The 20,493-nt window shown below is 70.6% G+C and carries 18 protein-coding genes; 6 read left to right on the top strand and 12 right to left on the bottom strand.

What is annotated here, in order from left to right; all coding sequences use genetic code 11:
- Window positions 1–165: 165 nt before the first annotated feature.
- Window positions 166–1,302, bottom strand: a complete 1,137-nt coding sequence (locus ABGB18_RS18810; RefSeq protein ID WP_347696811.1) for a site-2 protease family protein — start codon at window positions 1,300–1,302, stop codon at window positions 166–168.
- 116 nt (window positions 1,303–1,418) lie between these two features.
- Here ABGB18_RS18810 and ABGB18_RS18805 point away from each other — a divergent pair, with 116 nt between their 5' ends.
- From ABGB18_RS18805 to ABGB18_RS18795, 3 genes are all read left to right on the top strand, one after another.
- Entirely contained in the window at window positions 1,419–2,279 is an 861-nt protein-coding gene (locus tag ABGB18_RS18805; protein ID WP_347696810.1) for a RecB family exonuclease, read from the top strand.
- A gap of 195 nt (window positions 2,280–2,474) precedes the next feature.
- A complete protein-coding gene (locus ABGB18_RS18800) occupies window positions 2,475–3,650 on the top strand; it encodes a sensor histidine kinase (protein WP_347696809.1) in 1,176 nt (391 codons plus the stop codon).
- A complete protein-coding gene (locus ABGB18_RS18795) occupies window positions 3,647–4,330 on the top strand; it encodes a response regulator transcription factor (protein ID WP_347696808.1) in 684 nt (227 codons plus the stop codon). Before ABGB18_RS18800 ends, ABGB18_RS18795 begins: the two co-directional genes overlap by 4 nt.
- A 7-nt stretch (window positions 4,331–4,337) precedes the next feature.
- Here the strand turns inward: ABGB18_RS18795 and ABGB18_RS18790 are convergent, their stop codons facing one another.
- The 8 genes from ABGB18_RS18790 to metH all read right to left on the bottom strand — a co-directional run bounded on the left by ABGB18_RS18790 (window position 4,338) and on the right by metH (window position 15,405).
- Window positions 4,338–5,336 carry a dipeptide ABC transporter ATP-binding protein gene (locus tag ABGB18_RS18790; RefSeq protein ID WP_347696955.1) on the bottom strand — a complete coding sequence of 333 codons (999 nt, stop codon included), beginning with the start codon at window positions 5,334–5,336 and terminating at the stop codon, window positions 4,338–4,340.
- Between the two features lie 32 nt (window positions 5,337–5,368).
- Window positions 5,369–6,394 (bottom strand): ABC transporter ATP-binding protein, encoded by a 1,026-nt coding sequence (locus ABGB18_RS18785; RefSeq protein WP_347696807.1) that lies wholly within the window; start codon window positions 6,392–6,394, stop codon window positions 5,369–5,371.
- Window positions 6,391–7,404 (bottom strand): ABC transporter permease, encoded by a 1,014-nt coding sequence (locus tag ABGB18_RS18780; protein ID WP_347696806.1) that lies wholly within the window; start codon window positions 7,402–7,404, stop codon window positions 6,391–6,393. The genes ABGB18_RS18785 and ABGB18_RS18780 overlap by 4 nt, the downstream gene beginning before the upstream one ends.
- Window positions 7,405–7,489: 85 nt before the next feature.
- On the bottom strand, window positions 7,490–9,253 hold the full coding sequence (locus ABGB18_RS18775; RefSeq protein ID WP_347696805.1) for an ABC transporter substrate-binding protein: 1,764 nt from the start codon (window positions 9,251–9,253) through the stop codon (window positions 7,490–7,492).
- Window positions 9,254–9,303: 50 nt separating this feature from the next.
- Window positions 9,304–10,296: an ABC transporter permease gene (locus ABGB18_RS18770; protein WP_347696804.1), complete on the bottom strand. Its 993-nt coding sequence runs from the start codon at window positions 10,294–10,296 to the stop codon at window positions 9,304–9,306.
- Between the two features lie 240 nt (window positions 10,297–10,536).
- A complete protein-coding gene (locus ABGB18_RS18765; RefSeq protein WP_347696803.1) occupies window positions 10,537–11,034 on the bottom strand; it encodes a cellulose synthase in 498 nt (165 codons plus the stop codon).
- A gap of 186 nt (window positions 11,035–11,220) precedes the next feature.
- The gene (locus ABGB18_RS18760; protein WP_347696802.1) at window positions 11,221–11,865 is read right to left on the bottom strand and encodes an HAD family phosphatase; all 645 of its coding nucleotides are present in this window, start codon (window positions 11,863–11,865) and stop codon (window positions 11,221–11,223) included.
- 75 nt (window positions 11,866–11,940) lie between these two features.
- Window positions 11,941–15,405, bottom strand: coding sequence for a methionine synthase (metH, locus tag ABGB18_RS18755; RefSeq protein WP_347696801.1), 3,465 nt, complete (start codon window positions 15,403–15,405; stop codon window positions 11,941–11,943).
- 315 nt (window positions 15,406–15,720) lie between these two features.
- Here metH and ABGB18_RS18750 point away from each other — a divergent pair, with 315 nt between their 5' ends.
- Together ABGB18_RS18750 and ABGB18_RS18745 are read left to right on the top strand one after the other, a co-directional pair.
- Window positions 15,721–16,575 carry a PAC2 family protein gene (locus ABGB18_RS18750; RefSeq protein ID WP_347696800.1) on the top strand — a complete coding sequence of 285 codons (855 nt, stop codon included), beginning with the start codon at window positions 15,721–15,723 and terminating at the stop codon, window positions 16,573–16,575.
- A 242-nt stretch (window positions 16,576–16,817) separates the two neighbouring features.
- Window positions 16,818–17,330: a hypothetical protein gene (locus ABGB18_RS18745; RefSeq protein WP_347696799.1), complete on the top strand. Its 513-nt coding sequence runs from the start codon at window positions 16,818–16,820 to the stop codon at window positions 17,328–17,330.
- Between the two features lie 110 nt (window positions 17,331–17,440).
- On the opposite strand, the gene ABGB18_RS18740 is transcribed toward ABGB18_RS18745, so the two are convergent.
- Window positions 17,441–18,262, bottom strand: a complete 822-nt coding sequence (locus ABGB18_RS18740; protein WP_347696798.1) for a CbiX/SirB N-terminal domain-containing protein — start codon at window positions 18,260–18,262, stop codon at window positions 17,441–17,443.
- Window positions 18,259–19,425: a uroporphyrinogen-III synthase gene (locus tag ABGB18_RS18735; RefSeq protein ID WP_347696797.1), complete on the bottom strand. Its 1,167-nt coding sequence runs from the start codon at window positions 19,423–19,425 to the stop codon at window positions 18,259–18,261. Before ABGB18_RS18735 ends, ABGB18_RS18740 begins: the two co-directional genes overlap by 4 nt.
- 268 nt (window positions 19,426–19,693) lie before the next feature.
- On the opposite strand from ABGB18_RS18735, the gene ABGB18_RS18730 reads away from it, so the two are divergent.
- Window positions 19,694–20,206, top strand: a complete 513-nt coding sequence (locus ABGB18_RS18730; RefSeq protein ID WP_347696796.1) for a peptide deformylase — start codon at window positions 19,694–19,696, stop codon at window positions 20,204–20,206.
- Window positions 20,207–20,219: 13 nt separating this feature from the next.
- On the opposite strand, the gene ABGB18_RS18725 is transcribed toward ABGB18_RS18730, so the two are convergent.
- The gene (locus ABGB18_RS18725; RefSeq protein WP_347696795.1) at window positions 20,220–20,465 is read right to left on the bottom strand and encodes a WhiB family transcriptional regulator; all 246 of its coding nucleotides are present in this window, start codon (window positions 20,463–20,465) and stop codon (window positions 20,220–20,222) included.
- Window positions 20,466–20,493: the final 28 nt, after the last annotated feature.

Here is a 20,493-nt window from a genome sequence, read left to right as displayed (position 1 = left end):
GTGAACCGGTGGACCGCCACAAACCCCTCAACTGTGCAACTTTGGCCAAACAGCACACTATCGGCCAGTCGTCGCATCGCAGAAATCGCCGGAGGCGGCTCCGGCCACCCGAAACTGCTGGACACGACCCTATCCGGGGGCCGCCTCATAAACGAGTGGGACATATCAGACGCCGGTGAAGACCCTGTTGACGTCGGCCGTGGCGAGCACGCCGAAGATCTCTCCGCCGTGCTCCACGAGCAGGTATTCGCTGCCCGGGGCGTCGCGCATCGCGTCGATGAGGGGCTCTCCCACCAGGTCGGCCTGCAGCACCATGGAGGGCTCCAGGGATTTGGCGAGGGAGCCGACGGTCACCCAGGGGCGGCGGTGCTCGGGGGTGGCCTGGACGGCGGCCTCGTTGACGATCGCCAGCGGCCTGCCGTCGTGGCCGACGACGACGAGGGCGCCCGCCCGCTGCTCGGTGGCCTGCCGCAGCGCCTCGGCCAGCGGTGTCTCGGAGGTGACCGGGATCGCCCTGCGGGCCAGGGAGCGGGCGTTGACCTGCGGGATCCTGGCGCGGATCTTGGCCGAGCGCAGCGCCTGGCTGGCCCCGAGCCAGATGAACGACGCCAGCACCAGCGGCCACACCAGATCGAACGGGTCGGACGAACTCCCGCCCGACAGCATGCTCGCCACCGGGAACACCACCAGCAACACGGCCAGCACCCGCCCGCCCCAGCCGGCCACGACGGTGCCGGAGCTGGGGTTACTGGTCAGCTTCCACACCCCGGCGCGCAGCATCCTGCCGCCGTCGAGCGGCAGCCCCGGCAGCAGGTTGAACACGGCGACGATGAGGTTGGCGACCCAGAGCTGCCAGACCAGCACCTCCAAAATGCCGCGGTTGTTGATCACGTAGACGTCGGCGGCCAGGCCGATGCCGGCCAGCCCCAGCGACAGCGCCGGCCCCGCGGCGGCGACCAGGAACTCCTTGCCGGGCGTGGGCGGCTCCTTCTCGATCTCCGACACGCCGCCGAGCAGGTAGAGGGTGATCCTGCGCACCGGCAGGCCGAACCCCTTGGCCAGCACGCTGTGGGCGAGCTCGTGCAGCAGCACCGACACATAGAGCAGCACCGCGAACACGAACGCCACGGCGTAGGCCGCCGTGCTGCCGAGGTCGGGCAGCATCTGCCGCATCTGCGGCCCGAACATGATCGTGATGAAGGCTGCGACGATGAACCAGGTCCAAGAGACGTAGACCGGAATGCCGAAGGGCCTTCCCATCCTCAGACCGGAGAACTCCTGACGCGGGCTCTGCTCGCTCACCGCACTCCTCGAACGTCCATTACGTGCTGTTGCTGCCTTGATGCTACGCGCCCGATCACGCGGATCCTCGTCCCGCCGGCGTTATTCTGTCGGGGCCTTGACTTAGAGTGCGGTGCATGACTTTGACCGAACCGGTGATCATCGGAGCCATCTCCCCCTCCCGGGCGGGCGATTTCATGACCTGCCCACTGCTCTACCGGTTTCGGGTGATAGATCAGCTTCCCGAGAAACCCTCGCAGGCCGCCGTGCGCGGCACGGTGGTGCACGCGGTCCTGGAGCGGCTCTACGACCTGCCGGCGCCGCGGCGCTCGGTGCGGGCGGCGCTGGAGCTGCTGGAGCCGCAGTGGCAGCGGCTGCTGGCCGAGGACGCGCAATACGCGGAGATGTTCGCCGACGAGGCCGACCAGGCGGAGTGGCTGGCGCAGGCGCGGGGCATGCTGGAGCGCTATTTCACTCTGGAGGACCCGACGCGGCTGGAGCCCGCCGAGCGCGAGCTCTACGTGGAGGCGGTGCTGGACGGCGGGCTGATGCTCCGGGGCTACGTCGACCGGCTCGACGTGGCGCCGACGGGCGAGGTCCGGGTGGTGGACTACAAGACGGGCACCGCGCCCGGGCCGGACTTCGAGACCAAGGCGCTGTTCCAGATGAAGTTCTACGCGCTGGTGCTGTGGCGGCTGCGCGGGCAGGTGCCGCGGCTGCTGCAGCTGGTCTACCTGGGCGGTCAGGGCGAGGTGCTGCGCTATGCGCCCGACGAGGCCGACCTGCTGGCCACCGAGCGTAAGGTGATGGCGTTGTGGGCGGCCATCGAGCGGTCGCTGGAGACGGGCGAGTGGCGGGCACGCCGGAGCCGGTTGTGCGACTGGTGCGATCACCAGGCGCTGTGCCCGGAGTTCGGCGGCACCCCGCCTCCGGTGCCCGACCGCCAGCCGGGCGACACGCTACGCGCCAACCGCCGCGCGGCAACCGACGAGCTCTGACCCACCGGCCCGCCGCTCCGGACGGCTCGACGGCCAAGCGGCCCACTCCCCTGGGTGGTCCCGGCGAACCGGAGCGTCCTGGGCGCCGCACCGCTCCGGCCGGTCGGCGGGCGTCGGCCGGGTAGGGGCGGTGTGCGCAGGCTATCCTCCCGAAGTAGGAGGTTTCGGGCTCTGAGCTGAGCCTACAGTGAAGCGGTGCGCATAGACCGAAGCAGGCTCCACGACACGGTGCTCGCCGGGGTGGTGGCCGCCGCATCGGTGGCGCTGTTCCTGCTCAACGGTCCCGACCGGCTCCAGGCCGAGGGGCTGACGGTCGAGGGCATGCGCGACCCCGACCCGATCGGCGCCGCGCTCGTGGTGCTGGCCTGCGCCCCGGTGGCGCTGCGCAGGCGGTGGCCGCTGAGGGCGTTGTGCCTCGGCGCGGTGCCGGAGGCGTTGCTGGGCGTGCTCGGCTACGGCACCGGCAGTTCCAGCCTGGCCGGCCTGGTGCTGCTCTATTCGGTGGCCGCCCACCGCGGCCTGGCGGTGGCGCTGTGCGGGCTGCTGATCTCGCTGACGACGTACGCGCTGGACGCCGCGGCGGGCCCGGCCCAGGCGGCAAGCTGGAGCGAGCACGTCGTGGTGGCCATGGTGCTGCTGGCCGCCTGGGGGGCGGGCCGGAGCCTGCGGCTGCGCCGGGCGTACCTGGAGGAGCTGCGGGACCGGGCGGACCGGCTGGAGCGGGCGCACGCGGCCGACACGCGGGCGGCGCGGGCCGAGGAGCGTTCGAGGATCGCCCGCGAGCTGCACGACGTGGTCGCCCACCACGTCAGCGTGATGACGGTGCAGGCGGCGGCGGCGCGCCGGGTGCTGGCCTCCGACCCGGACCTGGCGCGGGAGGCGCTGTCGGCGATCGAGCACACGGGCCGGCTGGCGATGACGGAGATGCGCAACATCGTGGGCGTGCTGCGTACCGACGCCCGCGCGGAGCTGGGCCCGCAGCCGGGCATGCAGGACCTGCCGCTGCTGGTGGAGCAGATGCGGGAGGCGGGGCTGCCCACCCGGCTGCTGGTGGAGGGCGAGCCGCGGCCGCTGCCCGCGGGGGTGGACCTGGCCGCCTACCGGCTGGTCCAGGAGGGCCTGACGAACAGCCTGCGGCACGCCGGCTCGGGGGCGGAGGCGGTGGTGACGGTCCGTCACGAGCCGGGCGAGCTGGATGTGGAGGTGGCCGACGACGGGGTGGGCGCGTCGGGGCTGCCCGCCCGGACAGGGCACGGTTTGGTGGGGATTCGCGAACGGGTCGCCCTCTATGGTGGAATCCTGAGCATCGGTCCGCTGCCGGGGGGCGGCTTCGGGGTGCGGGCGAGGTTCCCGTTGAAGGACGGCCAATGACGATCAGGGTGCTGCTGGTGGACGACCAGCCGCTGCTGCGCACGGGATTCCGGCTGATCCTGGAGGCCGAGCCCGACATCACGGTGGTGGGCCAGGCCGGCGACGGCAAGGACGCGCAGGAGCAGACGCGGGCGCTGCTGCCCGACGTGGTGCTGATGGACATCCGGATGCCCGGGGTCGACGGCATCGAGGCGACCCGCAGGATCGTGCGGGAGGCGGCCCCGTCGGCGCACGTGCCGAAGGTGCTGGTGCTGACGACGTTCGACCTGGACGAGTACATCGTGGAGGCGCTGCGCTCGGGCGCGTCCGGGTTCCTGCTGAAGGACGTGCCGCCGGACGAGCTGGTGCAGGCGATCCGGGTGGTGGCGGCCGGCGACGCGATCGTGGCGCCGAGCGTGACGCGGCGGCTGCTGGACCGGTTCGCGACCCGGCTGCCGTCGGCGTACGAGCAGGCGGCTCCCGCCCGGCTCGACCGGCTGACCGAGCGGGAGCTGGAGGTGCTGCGGCTGATCGCCAAGGGCATGTCCAACGCCGAGATCGCCGCCAAGCTCGTGGTGAGCGAGACCACGGTCAAGACGCATGTCGGCAACGTGCTGACCAAGCTGGGGTTGCGCGACCGCGTGCAGGCCGTGGTGCTCGCCTACGAGACGGGGTTGATCACGCCCGGCGCTCTGTCCTGATCGGCCCTCACTCGGCTTCCGTGGCGGCCGCGGCGGCGGGTTCCGGGACCGTTGCGGGGGCGTTCTCGGGGAAGTGGCAGGCGACGCGGTGGCCGCCGGCCAGCTCCTCCAGGGGCGGCTCGACCGTCTTGCAGATGTCCTGCGCCTTCCAGCAGCGGGTGTGGAAACGGCAGGCGGGCGGCGGGTTGAGCGGGCTGGGCACGTCACCGGCCAGCGGGATCCGCTCCCGGTTCTTGCGGCCCTTCGGGTCGGGCACGGGCACGGCCGACAGCAGGGCGTTGGTGTAGGGGTGCATGGGCGAGCTGTAGAGCCGCTTGCGGTCGGCGATCTCCACGATCTTGCCCAGGTACATGACGGCGACCCGGTCGCTGATGTGCCGCACCACCGACAGGTCGTGGGCGATCACGACGTAGGTGAGGTCCAGCTCGTTCTGCAGGTCTTCGAGCAGGTTGACGACCTGGGCCTGGATGGACACGTCGAGCGCGGAGACCGGCTCGTCGGCGATGATCAGCTTGGGTTTGAGCGCGAGCGTACGGGCGATGCCGATGCGCTGCCGCTGCCCGCCGGAGAACTCGTGCGGATAGCGGTTGTAGTGCTCGGGGCTGAGCCCGACCATGGCGAGGATGTCCTGGACGGCCTTCTTGATGCCGCTCTCGGTCTTCACACCCTGGATGCGGAACGGAGCCCCGACGATGGCGCCGACGGTGTGGCGGGGGTTGAGCGACGAGTAGGGATCCTGGAAGATCATCTGCATGTCACGGCGGAGCGGGCGGAGGTTGCCCTGGCTCATGTGCGTGATGTCCTGACCCTCGAAGACGATCTTGCCGCCGGTGGGTTCGAGCAGCCGGGTGACCAGCCGTCCCGTGGTGGACTTGCCGCAGCCCGACTCGCCCACCAGGCCCAGCGTCTCGCCCTTGAACACCTCGAAGCTGATTCCGTCGACCGCCTTGACGGCGCCGACCTGCCGCTTGAGCAGGCCCTTGGTCACGGGGAAGTGCTTCTCCATGTTCTCCACGGAAAGCAGCAGCTCGTTCTCACTCACTGGGTCTCCAGCACTGGCTTGATCTCGGTCTCCCACAGGTTCCGGCGCTCGTCCTTGCTCATGTGGCAGCGCACCAGGTGGCCTCCCTCGGTCTCCGCCAGGGCGGGCACCTCGGTCCTGGCCTTGTCACCGGTCCGCTCGGCGTACGGGCAGCGCGGGTGGAAGGCGCAGCCCGGCGGCACGTTGATCAGCGACGGCGGGGAGCCCTTGATCGGCAGCAGCCGTTCGGTGGGCTCGCGGTCGAGGCGGGGCATGGAACCCAGCAAACCCCAGGTGTAGGGGTGCTCGGGCCGGTAGAAGATGTCGTCGGCGGTGCCGAACTCGACGCATTTGCCGCCGTACATGACGAGGATGTCGTCGGACAGCTCGGCCACCACGCCCAGGTCGTGCGTGATGATGATCAGCGCCGAGTTGAACTCCCGCTGCAGGTCGCGCATCAGGTCGAGGATCTGGGCCTGCACGGTCACGTCGAGCGCGGTGGTCGGCTCGTCGGCGATGAGCAGCTCGGGGTCGCAGGACAGCGCCATCGCGATCATGGCGCGCTGCCGCATGCCGCCGGAGAACTCGTGCGGGTAGCTGTCGACCCGCCTGGCGGGCTCGGGGATGCCGACCCGGCCGAGCATGTCGATCGCGTGCTTGCGGGCGACCGCCTTGGAGACGCTGTGGTGGATCCGGTACGCCTCGATGATCTGGTGGCCGACCGTGTAGAAGGGGTGCATCGAGGACAGCGGATCCTGGAAGATCATCGCCATCTTCTTGCCGCGCAGCCCGCGTACGTGCTCGGCGCTGGCGCCGACGAGTTCCTCACCGTCGAGCCAGATCTCGCCGGAGATCCGGGCCCGGCCGCCCTTGTGCAGGCCGAGCACGCCGAGGCTGGTCACGCTCTTGCCGGAGCCGGACTCGCCCACGATGCCCAGGGTCTTGCCGCGCTCGACGCCGAACGACAGCCCGTCGACGGACTTGACCAGCCCGTCGTCGGTCGGGAAATGGATTTTCAGGTCCTTGACGTCAAGGAAGCTCACGACAGCCTCACCCTCGGGTCGACCACGGCGTACAGGAGGTCGACGATCAGACTCGCCACCACCACGAAGGCGGCGGCGACCAGCACCACGCCCATGACCTGCGGCAGGTCCTGGTTCCTGATCGCCAGGATGGCGAACTGGCCCAGGCCGGGCAGGGTGTAGGTGGTCTCGGTGAGGACGGCGCCACCGATGAGCAGGCCGAAGTCAATGCCGAACAGCGTCAGGAGCGGCGTCAGCGCGGCCCGCAACCCGTGTTTGACCACGACGTCACGCTCGCTCAGCCCCTTGGCGCGGGCGGTGCGGATGTAGTCCTCCCCCATGGTCTCCAGCATCCCCGCACGCGTGAGCCGGGCATAGGTGGCGGCGAACAGGAACGCCAGGGTGATCCACGGCAGCAGCAGGTTGTAGGCCCATTGCGCGGGGTTGACCGTGATGTCGGTCCAGGCGCCGCCGGGCGGCGTCCAGCCAAGGCCGTAGCTGAAGATGACCAGCGAGATCATGCCGGTGAAGAAGATCGGCAGGGACACGCCGGCCAGCGCGGTGCCCATCGACAGCCGGTCGAAGAAGCTGCCCCTGCGCAACGCGGAGAGGACGCCCACGCTCACGCCGGCCAGCACCCACAGGACGGCGGCGCCGATGGCGAGGGAGAAGGTCACCGGCATGCGGTCGACCAGGTCCGGCCAGACGGGCTGGCCGCTGATGAAGGAGTAGCCGAAGCAGGGCGCCGGGCACTGCTCGACGCCCGCGCCGTAGTCGTACTGGGCGCCGGCGAAGATGCCCTTGACGAATCTCCCGTACTGCACGACCACCGGGTCGTTGAATCCGAGCCGCTCGGTCACGAGGGCGACCGTCTCGGGTGTCGCCGCGCGCCCCACGTAGCGCGAGGCGAGGGCCTCGGGGGACGCCCCGGCCCACTGCGGCACGACGAAGAAGATGCCGAAGGTGACCATGCTGATCACGATCAGCATCGCGAACGCGCCGATCAGTCGTCTGATGATGTATGTGAGCACCGCTTCCGGCCGAGTGGCCCGTCCGTCTCCGGCCGGGCCACTCCTGCCTTCACCTGCCTTCGCTAGATCCCCGAACCTCGCCTGGTCACTCGACGCCGAGCAAGATGTAGTCGTACATGCTCTGGCCTTCGTTGTATGCGACGTTCGTCAGGCCCTTGCCACGCAGCAGCAGCGTCTTCGCCCACACCACGGGAAGGATGGAGGCGTCTTCCATGACCTTCTTGTCGACCTCGACCCAGAGCTTGTTGCGGGCGTTCGCGTCGAGCGTGGACGAAGCCTGGTCGATCAGCTTGTCGACCTCGGGGTTCATGACGCTCAGGTTGTAGTTGCCCGCGGGGCGGATGGTCCGGCTGTCGACGATGGCCTGCAGGAAGCCGTAACCGTCGGGCCAGTCGGAGCCCCAGCCATGGGCGGCCAGGCCGATGCCGTTCTTCTTGACGTAGTCGACGTTACCGGCGTACTCGGAGAAGTAGCTGGAGCCCGGGAAGCCCTTGAGCGTGAGCTTGATGCCGACCTTGGCCAGCGCCTGCTCCATGGCCTCGGCCAGCGCCTTCTCCTTGGGGCGGTCGGCGCGGTAGGTCATGGTGGTGGAGAAGCCGTTCGGCTGCCCGCAGGCGGCCAGCGCCGCCTTGGCCTTGGTCAGGTCGCCCTTGTTGCCCGCGGAGGGGTACAGGTCGAACTTCTCCTGGCCGACGATGCCCGGCGGCATGACGTTCGTGGCGATCTCGCCGCCGGCCAGCTCACCGCCGAAGGCGGTCTGGTTGGCGACGCGGTCGGCGGCGAACTGCACGGCCTTGCGGCACTCGATGTTGTCCAGCGGCTTGTTGTACGGGATGACCGACACGTACCAGAGCCTGGGGATGGTCGGGTTGTCCGTACGCGCCTTCATCGCCGGGTCCGGCAGGATCCGGCCCAGGGCGGCCGGCTGCACGCCGGTGCCGACGATGTCGAGCTGGATGTCACCGGCGATGAGCTGGTTGTCCAGGTCGTCGGCGTTGACGTTGAGCTGGACCTCGATCCGGTCCGGCAGCGCGGGCCGGTTGGGGTCGGTCTTGGGGTCCCACTGGTCGTTGCGGACCAGGGTGAAGCGCTTGCCGGCCTCGTTGGTCTCGAACTTGTACGGGCCCGAGGAGACCACGTGCTCCCGGTACTTCGCACCCGTGTCCTTGTCCTTGGGCACCGGCGCCGTCATCGCCAGCTGCACGATGTAGTCCATGGACGCGAACGGCTTCTTCAGGTGGAAGACGACCGTCGTGTCGTCGGGCGCCTCGACGGCCGAGGAGTAGTCGACGTCCGGGGTCTTGTAGACGCCCTTGAAGTCCTTCGGCCACTCGAGCAGCTCGTTGAGGTAGGAGGGGCCGTGCGCGAAGATCTCCTTGTCGAAGGAGCGCGCCACCGCGTAGGCGACGTCCTTGGCGGTGATCGGCGAGCCGTCCTCGTACTTCAGCCCGCTCCTGAGCTTGTACGTCCAGGTCTTGCCGTCCGCGCTGGGCGTGCCGAGCCCTTCGGCGAGGTCGGGCACGACGGTGTTGCCCTCGGGGCCGGGACCCGGCTTGTACATGGTGAGCGTCCGCCAGTAGAAGCGGCCGAAGTTGAACGAGTAGCCGTAGTAGGTGTCACCGGGGTCGAGACTGTCCCAGTCGGCCTGGTGGGCCGCCTTGAGCGTGCCGCCCTTCTTGGTGGACGGGTTCCACACCTGGGTGAGACCGGCGTTGAACACCGCTTGCGCGCCGCCGCCGGCGGCGGACTGCGCGGGTTGCTGTGTTCCGCCGCCTCCGCCGCCACAGGCGGAGAGCACCAGGGCGAGCGCCGCTGTCGCGGCTCCTGCCAGTGCGTGTTTCCTTCTCATGTACTAACCCCTTGATTAGTGAGATGCGGGGGACGAAGCCTGTGCGGAGTTCAGTGAGCCCGCGGGTCGAAGGCGTCCCTCAGTCCGTCGCCGAACAGGTTGAACGCCAGGACGGTGACGAAGATCGCCAACCCTGGGAAGAGCACGAAGTGCGGCAGCGTGTAGAAGCGGACCGCTTCGGAGAGCATGCCGCCCCAGGTCGGGGTGGGCGGGTTGATGCCGACCCCGAGGAAGGAGAGCGCCGCCTCGAACAGGATGTTGGTCGGAATGAGCAGGGTGGCGTACACCAGGATCGGCGCCATCAGGTTGGGCATGATCTCGCGGAACAGGATGTAGCCGTTGCGCGCCCCCAGGCTGCGGGCCGCGTCGACGAACTCGCGCTCGCGCAGGGAGAGGGTCTGGCCCCGGACGATGCGGCCGATGCTGGGCCAGCTGAAGAAGCCGATGATGAAGATCAGCATCGCGATGCGCAGCCCGTTGCCCTCCAGGCCGAACCCCTTGTCGGGGATGACGCCCGCCAGCGCGATGGCGAAGACCAGCAGGGGGAAGGCCAGGAAGACGTCCATCAGGCGGCCGATCACCTGGTCGACCCAGCCGCCGAAGTAGCCGGCGATCACGCCCAGTACGGTGCCGATGACGACCGACAGGACGGTGGCCAGGAAGCCGATCAGCAGCGAGACCCAGGCGCCGGCCACGATGCGGCTGAAGATGTCCCGGCCGTTGACCGGCTCGACGCCGAGCAGGTAGTCGCCGCTCATGCCGCCGAAGGTGCCCTTGGGCAGGAGCGTGGCCGGGTCGATCCGGTCCTGGTGGAACTCCAGCGGCGGGTGCCCGAACAAGGAGATGATGGGCGAGGAGAAGATCGCCACCAGGATGAGCAGCAGCACGACGACCCCGCCCGTGAGGGCGACCTTGTCGCGCCTGAGGCGCATCCACGCGATCCGGGTGAGGGATCGGCCCTGGATCGCCTTGCCCGCTCCCGCGAGCACCGACTCCGGTTGAGCTTCTGATGCGGAGCCGGAAACGTCTAGCGGTGCGGTCATGCCGAATTGCCCCCTGGTACCAGACGACGGCCGTCGTTGAACTACGTACTTTAGACCGCGAGTCGCGACCTCAGGAGGCAGAATCTATGGCCTGAGCTGGTATGACCAGTCCCTCGGAGTGCTATGTGGCTAATCTGTGATTGATGCGAAACTCATTCGTATCGATCTTGTAGAGATTGTCTAGACAGCGTTCCGGTTGCGTCTCGGAACTGTGACACAGAGTCCGGCTCGGCCACGAAATCAGCTGATGCCGCGCCGCTTGAGAAGCTCCTCGATGTCGGCGAAGTCGTCGTCGCCCTTGGCCGGCTTCTGGGCGCCGACGGCGGGCTGCGGCTTGGCCGCCGCGGCCGGCTTGTTCGCTGAAGGCTGAACGGCGGGCCCCTGCGCGGGTGCCTTGGCGGGCTCCTTGGAGCTCTTGCGCCTGCCGATCGACAGCGTCCTGCCGCGCAGCACCCCGGACACCATGAACAGCACCACCGACAACCCCGCGACGGCCACCCCGGCCCACACGAGCGGGTTGAACACCAGGCTGGTCACGAAGGTCACGATGCTGGCGCCGATGGTCCACAGGGTCTGCAGCGCGTTGGTCAGGTAGGCCGCCAGCGGCAGCAGCGCCCACGCCGCCACCCTCGTCCCCGCCACCGCTCCCCTGCGCCTGAACGCCAGGAAGCTGAGCACCAGGCCCACCGCGGTCGCCCCGCCGCACAGCGGTAGCCAAGCGATCGTGTTGAAGTCCATCGTGCCGCCCCTCGTCGTCGCTCCTGACTCCATCCTGGCACGCGAATCCGCGCCCGCCCCTCCTCCGCGAGGACCACTTGTCCCCTAGGGGATCACCAGGGGTCCCCCGCGGGCGCGGACGACGTGGCGGCCTCTGTCAGAGGGTGGGTCGGATCCGGCGGATGGTGCCCGCCCACCTCATCGCTGTCAGACGGTGATGAGGGCGCGCAGGTCGGCGACGCCGACGTCCTGGAGGGAGGAGACCACGAGCCGCCCCGGCGCGGAGTCGATGGCCAGCAGGCTGGGCACGGCCACGACCGCGCAGCCGGCGGCCGTGGCCGCCGCGACGCCGTTGGGCGAGTCTTCCAGCACCACGCAGCACATCGGCTCGACGCCCAGCAGCCGCGAGGCCGTCAGGTACGGCTCCGGGTCGGGCTTGGTACGGGAGACGTCGCCCGCGGTGACGATGACGTCGAACCGGTCGCGGCCCACGCCCTTGAGCACCGCGTCGGCGATCTCCTTCAGCGACGAGGTGACCAGACCCACGGGCACGCCCTCGCCCCGCAGCGCGTCGAGCAGTTCGGCGGCGCCCGGCATGACGCTCACCCCCCGCGACAGGCGCTCCACCATGCCCGCGACCATCCAGCCGGCCACGGTCGCGGCGCTCTCCCGCGAGCCGGACACGGCCAGCATGTAGCCGACCGTGCGCTCCATGGACCCGCCGACCAGGTGGAGCTGGTGCTCGGACGTCCACTCGGCGCCGAGCCTGGCCATCACCTCGGTCTCGATCTCCAGCCAGACTCTCTCGCTGTCGACCAGCAGCCCGTCCATGTCGAAGAAGACCGCCTGCATCCCCGCCCCCGATCGGTGCTCACGTGCTTGCCGTTGTCATCGCCCGCCGGTGAACGGCGGGCGGCCGGTGGCGGGTCAGACGTTGAAGTATTTCGCCTCGGGGTGGTGGGCGACGAGGGCGGAGGTGGCCTGCTCGGGGTGGAGCTGGAACTCCTCCGAGAGCGTGACCCCGATGCGCTCGGGGGCCAGGAGCTGGAAGAGCTGCTGCTGGTCCTCCAGGTTGGGGCAGGCCGGGTAGCCGAAGGAGTAGCGGCAGCCCTGGATGTTGACCTTGAGCATGTCGTCGAGCGACTCCTCGCCGCCGATGCCCCACTCCGAGCGCACCCGGGCGTGCCAGTATTCGGCCAGCGCCTCGGTGAGCTGCACCGACAGGCCGTGCAGCTCCAGGTAGTCGCGGTAGGCGTCCTTGGCGAACAGCTCGGCCGTGGCCTCGGAGATCTTCGAGCCCATGGTGGCCACCTGGAAGCCGACCACGTCGACCTCGCCGGAGTCCTTGGAGCGGAAGAAGTCGGACAGGCACAGGTGGCGGTCGCGGCGCTGGCGCGGGAAGGTGAAGCGGGTGCGCTCGCCGCCGTCGTCGTCGAGCACGATCAGCGTGTCACCGTCGGAGACGCACGGGAAGTGGCCGTAGACGACGGCCGCCTCCAGCAGCCCCTCGGTCTGGATGCGGTCCAGCCACATGCGCAGCCGCGGCCGGCCCTCGGTCTCGACCAGCTCCTCATAGCCGGGCCCGTCGCTGCCCCTGGTGGGCTTGAGCCCCCACTGGCCGAGAAAGAGGGCCCGCTCGTCGAGGAAGGCGGAGTATTCGGTCAGGGAGATGCCCTTGACGACGCGGTCGCCGTGGAAGGGAGCCCGCGGGACGGGGTTGCCGGCGGCCACGTCGGAGCGGGCGGGCAGCTCCTCGACGGGCGTGCGGACCAGCACGGCGCCGGTCTTGACGCGGCGCTCGCGCAGCGGCGGCAGCGTCGCCCCGGCGACGCCGCGCTTGACCGCCATGAACGCGTCCATCAGCCGCAGCCCCTCGAACGCGTCGCGGGCGTAACGCACCTCGCCCGAGAACAGCTCGGCCAGGTCCTGCTCGACGTAGGCGCGGGTCAGCGCGGCACCGCCGAGCAGCACGGGGTATTTCTCCGACAGGCCCCTGGAGTTCATCTCCTCCAGGTTTTCCTTCATGATGACCGTCGACTTGACCAGCAGCCCCGACATGCCGATGACGTCGGCCTTCTGCTCGTCGGCGGCCTCCAGGATGGCCGAGACCGGCTGCTTGATGCCGAGGTTGACCACCTGGTAGCCGTTGTTGGACAGGATGATGTCGACGAGGTTCTTGCCGATGTCGTGCACGTCGCCCTTGACGGTGGCCAGCACGATGCGGCCCTTGGACTCGCCCTCGACCCGCTCCATGTGCGGCTCCAGGTAGGCGACGGCGGTCTTCATCACCTCGGCCGACTGCAGCACGAACGGGAGCTGCATCTGCCCGGAGCCGAACAGCTCGCCGACCGTCTTCATGCCGTCGAGCAGCACGTCGTTGATGATCTCCAGGGCGGGCCGCTGCTCCAGGGCGGTGTCGAGGTCGGTCTCCAGGCCCTTCTTCTCACCGTCGATGATGCGCCGCTTGAGCCGCTCCCACAGCGGCAGCGCGGCCAGCTCCTCGGCCTTGCCCGCGCGCAGGGCGGCGGCGTCGACGCCCTCGAACAGCTCCATGAACCGCTGCAGCGGGTCGTAGCCGTCGCGGCGCCGGTCGTAGACCATGTCGAGGGCGACCTGGCGCTGCTCGTCGGGAATGCGGGCCATCGGAAGGATCTTGGAGGCGTGCACGATGGCGGAGTCGAGCCCGGCGTTGACGCACTCGTTGAGGAACACCGAGTTGAGCACCATCCGGGCGGCCGGGTTGAGGCCGAAGCTGATGTTGGACAGGCCGAGCGTGGTCTGCACGCCCGGGTAGCGGCGCTTGAGCTCGCGGATGGCCTCGATGGTCTCCAGGCCGTCGCGCCTGGTCTCCTCCTGGCCGGTGGCGATGGGGAAGGTCAGGCAGTCGACGATGATGTCCTCGACGCGCATGCCCCAGTCGCCCGTCAGGTCCTCGATGAGGCGGCTGGCGACGCGGACCTTCCACTCGGCGGTGCGGGCCTGGCCCTCCTCGTCGATGGTGAGCGCGACGACGGCCGAGCCGTGCTCGCGCACCAGCCGCATGATCTTCTGGAAGCGGGAGTCGGGACCGTCGCCGTCCTCGTAGTTGACGGAGTTGACGGCGGCGCGCCCGCCGAGCATCTCCAGCCCGGCCCGCAGCACCGCGGGCTCGGTCGAGTCGAGCATGACCGGCAGCGTGGAGGCGGTGGCGAAACGGAAGGCCAGCTCCTTCATGTCGGCCACGCCGTCGCGGCCGACATAGTCGACGCACAGGTCGAGCATGTGGGCGCCGTCGCGGGCCTGGTCGCGGGCCATCTCGACGCAGTCGTCCCAGCGGCCCTCCAGCATGGCCTCGCGGAAGGCCTTGGAGCCGTTGGTGTTGCAGCGCTCGCCGATGGCCAGGTAGGAGGTGTCCTGCCGGAACGGCACGGTCTGGTAGAGGGAGGAGGCGCCCGGCTCGGGGTGCGGGCGGCGCTGCGCGACCTCGTTGCCGCGCACCCGCTCGACGACCTTGCGCAGGTGCTCGGGGGTGGTGCCGCAGCAGCCGCCGACCAGGGACAGTCCGTAGTCGCGGGTGAACGTGGAGTGCGCGTCGGACAGCTCCTCCGCCGACAGCGGGTAGTAGGCGCCGTCGGAGGTGAGCACCGGCAGGCCGGCGTTGGGCATGCAGGACAGCTTGAGCCGGGAGTGGCGGGCGAGGTAGCGCAGGTGCTCGCTCATCTCGGCGGGGCCGGTGGCGCAGTTGAGGCCGACGACGTCGACGCCGAGCGGCTCGATCGCGGTCAGGGCGGCGCCGATCTCGGAGCCGAGCAGCATCGCGCCGTTGGTCTCGATCGTCACCTGCGCGATGATCGGGATGTCCCGCCCGGAGGCGTCCGCGGCCCGCCGGGCGCCGATGACGGCGGCCTTGACCTGGAGCAGGTCCTGGCAGGTCTCGATGATCAGCGCGTCGGCGCCCCCGGCGATCAGGCCCGCCGCGTTGTCGCGGTACGCGTCGCGCAGGCTCGCATAGGGCAGGTGGCCGAGGGTGGGCAGCTTGGTGCCCGGCCCCATCGAACCGAGCACGAAGCGCGGCTGGTCGGGCGTGGACCAGTGCTCCGCGGCCTCCCGCGCGATCCTGGCACCGGCCTCGGAGTATTCGTATACCCGATCGGCGATGTCGTATTCGCCGAGGGCGGCCAGATTGGCGCCGAAGGTGTTGGTCTCCACGCAGTCGACGCCGACGGCGAAGTAGGCGTCGTGCACGCCGCGCACGATGTCGGGCCGGGTGACGTTGAGCACCTCGTTGCAGCCCTCGTGGCCGTGGAAGTCGTCGATCGTCGGGTCCTGGGCTTGGAGCATCGTGCCCATCGCCCCGTCGGCGACGATGACGCGCTGGGACAGTACTTCTCGGAAGGACGGGGAGATGCTCATGGGGTAGAGCTTATCGGGTGTCACCCGGACGGCCTTCTCGCCAGTGGCTCGATCGGCCATAGCCGGGATGGGGCTTGCGGCGGGGTGCGGGGTGCGGAGGCGTTCGCGGCGGGGCCGTCGCGGGGGTGCGGAGGCGTTCCTGGCGGGTCCGCCGGGGGGTGGCGGGGCCGTCGCGGGGGTAGGCCGCCATCGGCGGCCGCCGAGCACGGGAACGCCCGTGTGACAGGCGGTCCCGGGGCTTCGGGGGGAGATCAGTGACGCTGATGCCTGCCGACCGCATAGGCTTAGCTGGACGATGGAGAGAGGAGGCGACACGTGATAGAGCTCGAAGGGCTCCCCGAGCTCGTCGACCCGGTGCTCATTGCCGCGTTCGAGGGGTGGAACGACGCGGGAGAGGCCTCCAGCGGTGTGATCGCCCATCTCGAGTCCGCCTGGAAGGCCGAGCCGCTGGTGGCGCTCGACCCCGACGACTACTACGACTTCCAGGTGACACGGCCCGTCGTCGAGATGAGCGACGGGCTCGCCCAGTCGATCGTGTGGCCGACGACCCGGCTGCTGCGGGCGCGGCCGCCGGGCAGCGAGCGCGACGTCGTGCTGCTGCGCGGCATCGAGCCCAACATGCGCTGGCGCTCCTTCTGCGCCGACATCATCGAGGTCTGCCGCGAGCTGGGCGTGGAGCTGGCGGTGATGCTGGGCGCGCTGCTCAACGACTCGCCGCACACCCGTCCCGTGCCCATCCTCGGGGGTGCGACCAACGCGGCGCTGGCCCGCTCGACCAATCTGGAGCTGAGCCGTTACGAGGGCCCGACGGGCATCGTCGGGGTCTTGCAGCACTCGTTCGGCGCGGCCGGGCTCGACGCGATCTCGCTGTGGGCGTCGGTGCCCCACTATGTCGCCCAGCCGCCCAACCCGAAGGCCACGCTGGCGCTGCTGCGCCGTCTTGAGGACGTGCTGGAGGTCCCGATGCCGCTGGGCGACCTCGACGAGGAGGCCCGGGCGTGGGAGCGCGGCGTCGACGAGCTCGCCTCGCAGGACAGCGAGGTCGCCGAATACGTCAAGGAGCTCGAGGAGCGCAAGGACGCCGCCGAGCTGCCCGAGGCCAGCGGGGATGCCATCGCCGCCGAGTTCGAGCGCTACCTGCGCCGGCGGGACAGGGACACCGACAGCTAACGATCAGGGATTGAATTCAACAATTTTTCGCGATTTCGAGTAATAATCGGGGACCATACACGATCGCCCGAAGTTGGGCCCCCAGATCCGCGCCGCTGAAACTGCGAAACCCATTCGGCTCCGTGCCGTGACACCTGCTTCACTCACTGGCTTGACCGACCGCGCACGTTAGGCACGCCATGGCTACTTCCCAGGTAGACCCACATCAGAGGAGTCAGGACACACGACGGCGCATCCTGGAGATGGCCGTCTCCGTCAGGGAGGACCGCGCCGGCGGCTCGGTCGACCACTACCTCGCCCTGCTGCAGGACCGGCTCCCGCTCTGGCTCAGCATCCTCCACGATCTCTCCCACCGCGCCGGCAAGGGGCGCGTGACGGACAACCTCCTGCCGGTGGCGCGCGCGGGGATCGACTACTACCTGGAGGTGCAGGGCGCGGCGCTGCCCGCCTTCACCTCGCCCAACGTGACCGTCCGCTTCCGCGAGGCGATCCGCGACACGGGCCTCGGGCCGCCCGCGGAGACCGCGCCGCTGGCCGCGTATCTGGCGGCCGAGCAGCGGCTGGGGCGGATCGCGGCCGGCGTGGACCCGGAGGCGAGCGCGCGGCTGCTGATCGCGGGCTGCTTCCACCGGGCCTACATCGAGATGTTCGTGGGCGCCGACGCCGGACCGACGCGCGACGCGAGCGCCCGGGAGATCGTCCGCGAACTACGCCTGGAGCCCGTCCCGGAGCTGACGGGCGACCCGGCCTCCTGAATCCGCCCGCGACCGGTCTCCCCCGGGTCTCGCGTCTCCCTGGATCTCGTGTCTCCCCGGGTCTCGCATCTCTCCGGGTCTCGCATCTCCCCGGGTCTCGCGGGACCGGACTACCGGGTCCTGAGTGACCGGCCGCCGGGGCTGGAGTGCGGCGTTGCCGGGGTGGAGGGGCGGCGGGGGGCCTGGTGCGGGGCCGGCGTCGCGGGCAGGGCGGTCAGTGCCTCGTCGTAGCGGTGCCAGATCAGTGCCGCGACGTCCGGGTCGGCGCCGAGGGGGTCGCTCACCAGCCCCGCGCCCGCGGTGGCCAGGCGGTCGTGGAAGTGGCCGGGCGCCAGCACGTACGAGGCGATGGCCACCCGTGGGGCAGCCGGGGTCGAAGCGAGCCGTTCCATGGCCTCCGGCAGCGACGGGGTGCCCGAGGCGGCGAAGGCCGCCGTGACGGGGCGCGCCAGCCGTACGGCGAGTCGGTGGGCGGCGGCGCGGACGTCGGCGAGGGCGGCCGGATCGGCCGAGCCCGCGGCCCCGAGCAGGACCGCGTCCGTCGCGCGCAGCCCCGCCCCGGCCAGCCTGCGGGCCAGCGCCGACGTCAGCAGCCGGTGCGGGCCCAGCCAGCGAGCCACCACCGCGTCGGGCCGGTGCTCGGCGACCACGGCGGGCAGGTCGACATGGGCGTGGAAGCCGCCTGCCAGCAGCAGCGGGACGACGACCACGGGACCGCGCACCGCGGGCAGGACCGCGGACAGGAGGGGCGAGCTGATCTCGAGGTAGCCCAGCTCGACGCGGCACCCGGGGCGGGCCGCGGCGGCCGCCTCCGCCAGCGCCGCCAGCGTGCGCTCCCCCGCGCCGCTGCGCGTGCCGTGCGCGGCCAGGAGGAGGGTGGGAGATCCGCCGGGGATGGGGGCGCCGGGGGTGGCCGGGTGGGGCAGGGTCACAGGGTGGCCTCGTACCGGCAGGCGAGGCGGTAGCCGCGTTTGACGACCGTCTCGACGATCCCGCCCGGTCCGAGGGCGCGGCGCAGGCGGGTGATGGCCATCTCCACGGCGTGCTCGGCCGAGTCGCGGGCGGCGCTGCCCGGCAGCACGGTACGCAGGTCACCGCGCGACACCACGTGCCCCGGCTTGTCGGCCAGGCGCTTGAGCACCGCCATCGGGGCCGGCGGCAGCGGCCGCAGCTCCCCGTCCACGACCACGGCGTGGCCGCGGATCTCCAGCCGGTGCTCGCCCGCCACCAGCCGGGTGACGCCGTGCTCGGGCAGGTGCCGGGCCAGGGCGCGGGCCAGCGCGCCCAGCCGCGAGCGGTCCGGCTGCAGCGTCGGCACGCCGCGCGAGGTCAGCGGCCCGGCGGTGACCGGCCCCACGCAGGCGGCCACCACGGGCCCGCCGAACGCCGACAGCAGCGCCTCCTCCAGCCCCTCGGCGCGGGCCATGCCCAGCATGGCGTGCACCGCGGGCGCGCTGGTGAAGGCCACCGCGTCCACGGATCCGGAGGTCGCCTGGCTGATCAGCCGGCGCAGCGGCGAGACGTCCCGGTACGGCAGCCACCGATAGACCGGGATCTCGATCACCTCGGCCCCCGCCTGGCGCAGCTCGGCCACGAAGTCGTTGAGCGGCTCGCCGTGCTGCTGCACCGCGATGCGCCGGCCGCGCAGGTCCTGGGCCAGCAGGTACTCCTTGACCTCCTCGCACGACTCGGTGGCCGGGGTCCAGTGGTCGTTCAACCCGGCGGCGCGTACCGCTCCCCTGGCCTTGGGCCCGCGCGTCAGCAGGCGGGACCTGGACAGGTGCTCGCTCAGGTCGGCCGACAGGCCCCAGCCCTCGGCGGCGGCCATCCAGCCGCGGAAGCCCACACCGGTGGTGACCACCACGTCGTCGATGGGGCCCGCCAGGCTGAGCCGGGTCGCGGCCAGCAGGTCGGCGTCCTCGGCCAGCGGGACGAGCCGGATCGCCGGGGCGCTCACCACCCGCGCGCCGCGTCGCTCCAGCAGCGCGCCGAACTCCTCGCGCCGCCTCGTCGCGGTCACGCCGATGGTGAAACCCGACAGGGCGTCCGGCGCCGTCTCCGGCGACGGGCCGCCCTCGGAGGCGAGCACGCTCATGGCGCCCCCGCCGGCCGGCCACTTGTTTCCGCTCGCACGGACACCTCCAGGTCGTCCCAGGTCGTCGGTGTGATGCCGGGCCGGGCCCCGAGCTCCCGGCCCGGCATCACAGGCGCGTGTGACGCAAGTGAGATCACCCTCCGATACTGCTTTCGGGTGGTTTCGCCGCTGGGTCTCCTTTGTTACCGCTGTGCTACAAGGCCGGTCCGGCATGCCACAAGGCCGCCGAAGCGCGATTGGCGGGGCGCGGTCGCGGGAAACGTCCATCATGACGACGCCGCCTATCGGGGAGTTGCGGGTGACGGTCCGGCCTATACGCGTGTTCGATGATCCGGTGCTCCGCGAGATCGCGGAGCCGGTCCAGGAGTTCGACCGGGAGCTGCGGCTGCTGGTCAAGAGCCTGACCGCGACGATGCGGGCGGGAGCCGGCCGGGCCGGTCTGGCGGCCCCGCAGATCGGCGAGCCGGTGCGGGTGGTGGTCTACTCCTACGACGGCAAGTCGGGCCACCTGGTCAATCCGCGGCTGGAGCTGTCGGAGCGGCGGGTGGTGGCCGACGAGGCGTGCCTGTCGGCGCCTGGTGTGTGGTGGCCGCTGGAACGTTCCTACCTGGTCACGGCCCGTGGCCGTGACATGTTCGGCAAGCCTGTGACCGTGCGGGCGCTGGGTGTGCTGGCCAGGGTGCTGCAGCACGAGGTCGATCATCTCGACGGCGTGCTGTTCAGCGATCATCTGGCGGCGGACGAGCGGGCGCGCTTCCTCGAGGCGGCCCTGCCGGGCTGACCCCGCAAGCAGGCTAGGCCGCCGGCAGGTGGCGGGCGAGCTCGCGGCGTTGGGCCGGGTCGGTGCCGCCCCACACACCGTCCGCCTGCCTGGTGGTGAGCGCGTAGTCGAGGCACGGGCGGCGTACGGGGCACTCGTGACAGACGTGTTTGGCCCGCTCGACCTGCGACCGACCCGGGCCCTCCAGAGAGATCGGGAAGAACAGTTCCGGGTCCAGGTCGAGGCAGGCGGCCCTGCGAGTCCAGTCGAGCGTCATCATGCTCCTCACGCTTACCCAGGTGTCCGGG

It is taken from the genome of Nonomuraea sp. B12E4 (assembly GCF_039871825.1).
Taxonomy (GTDB): Bacteria; Actinomycetota; Actinomycetes; order Streptosporangiales; family Streptosporangiaceae; genus Nonomuraea.
Note: the sequence above shows the minus strand (reverse complement) of the source record. Positions and strands in the feature narration are given on the sequence as shown.

What these genes read in the sequence shown, in the direction of transcription:
- ABGB18_RS18805 (WP_347696810.1), top strand. Translation starts at nt 1,419, where the DNA reads ATGACTTTGACCGAACCGGTGATCATCGGAGCCATCTCCCCCTCCCGG.
- ABGB18_RS18795 (WP_347696808.1), top strand. Translation starts at nt 3,647, where the DNA reads ATGACGATCAGGGTGCTGCTGGTGGACGACCAGCCGCTGCTGCGCACG.
- ABGB18_RS18790 (WP_347696955.1), bottom strand. Translation starts at nt 5,336, where the DNA reads ATGGAGAAGCACTTCCCCGTGACCAAGGGCCTGCTCAAGCGGCAGGTC.
- ABGB18_RS18775 (WP_347696805.1), bottom strand. Translation starts at nt 9,253, where the DNA reads ATGAGAAGGAAACACGCACTGGCAGGAGCCGCGACAGCGGCGCTCGCC.
- ABGB18_RS18770 (WP_347696804.1), bottom strand. Translation starts at nt 10,296, where the DNA reads ATGACCGCACCGCTAGACGTTTCCGGCTCCGCATCAGAAGCTCAACCG.
- ABGB18_RS18765 (WP_347696803.1), bottom strand. Translation starts at nt 11,034, where the DNA reads ATGGACTTCAACACGATCGCTTGGCTACCGCTGTGCGGCGGGGCGACC.
- ABGB18_RS18760 (WP_347696802.1), bottom strand. Translation starts at nt 11,865, where the DNA reads ATGCAGGCGGTCTTCTTCGACATGGACGGGCTGCTGGTCGACAGCGAG.
- metH (WP_347696801.1), bottom strand. Translation starts at nt 15,405, where the DNA reads ATGAGCATCTCCCCGTCCTTCCGAGAAGTACTGTCCCAGCGCGTCATC.
- ABGB18_RS18745 (WP_347696799.1), top strand. Translation starts at nt 16,818, where the DNA reads ATGGCCGTCTCCGTCAGGGAGGACCGCGCCGGCGGCTCGGTCGACCAC.
- ABGB18_RS18735 (WP_347696797.1), bottom strand. Translation starts at nt 19,425, where the DNA reads ATGAGCGTGCTCGCCTCCGAGGGCGGCCCGTCGCCGGAGACGGCGCCG.
- ABGB18_RS18730 (WP_347696796.1), top strand. Translation starts at nt 19,694, where the DNA reads ATGACGACGCCGCCTATCGGGGAGTTGCGGGTGACGGTCCGGCCTATA.
- ABGB18_RS18725 (WP_347696795.1), bottom strand. Translation starts at nt 20,465, where the DNA reads ATGATGACGCTCGACTGGACTCGCAGGGCCGCCTGCCTCGACCTGGAC.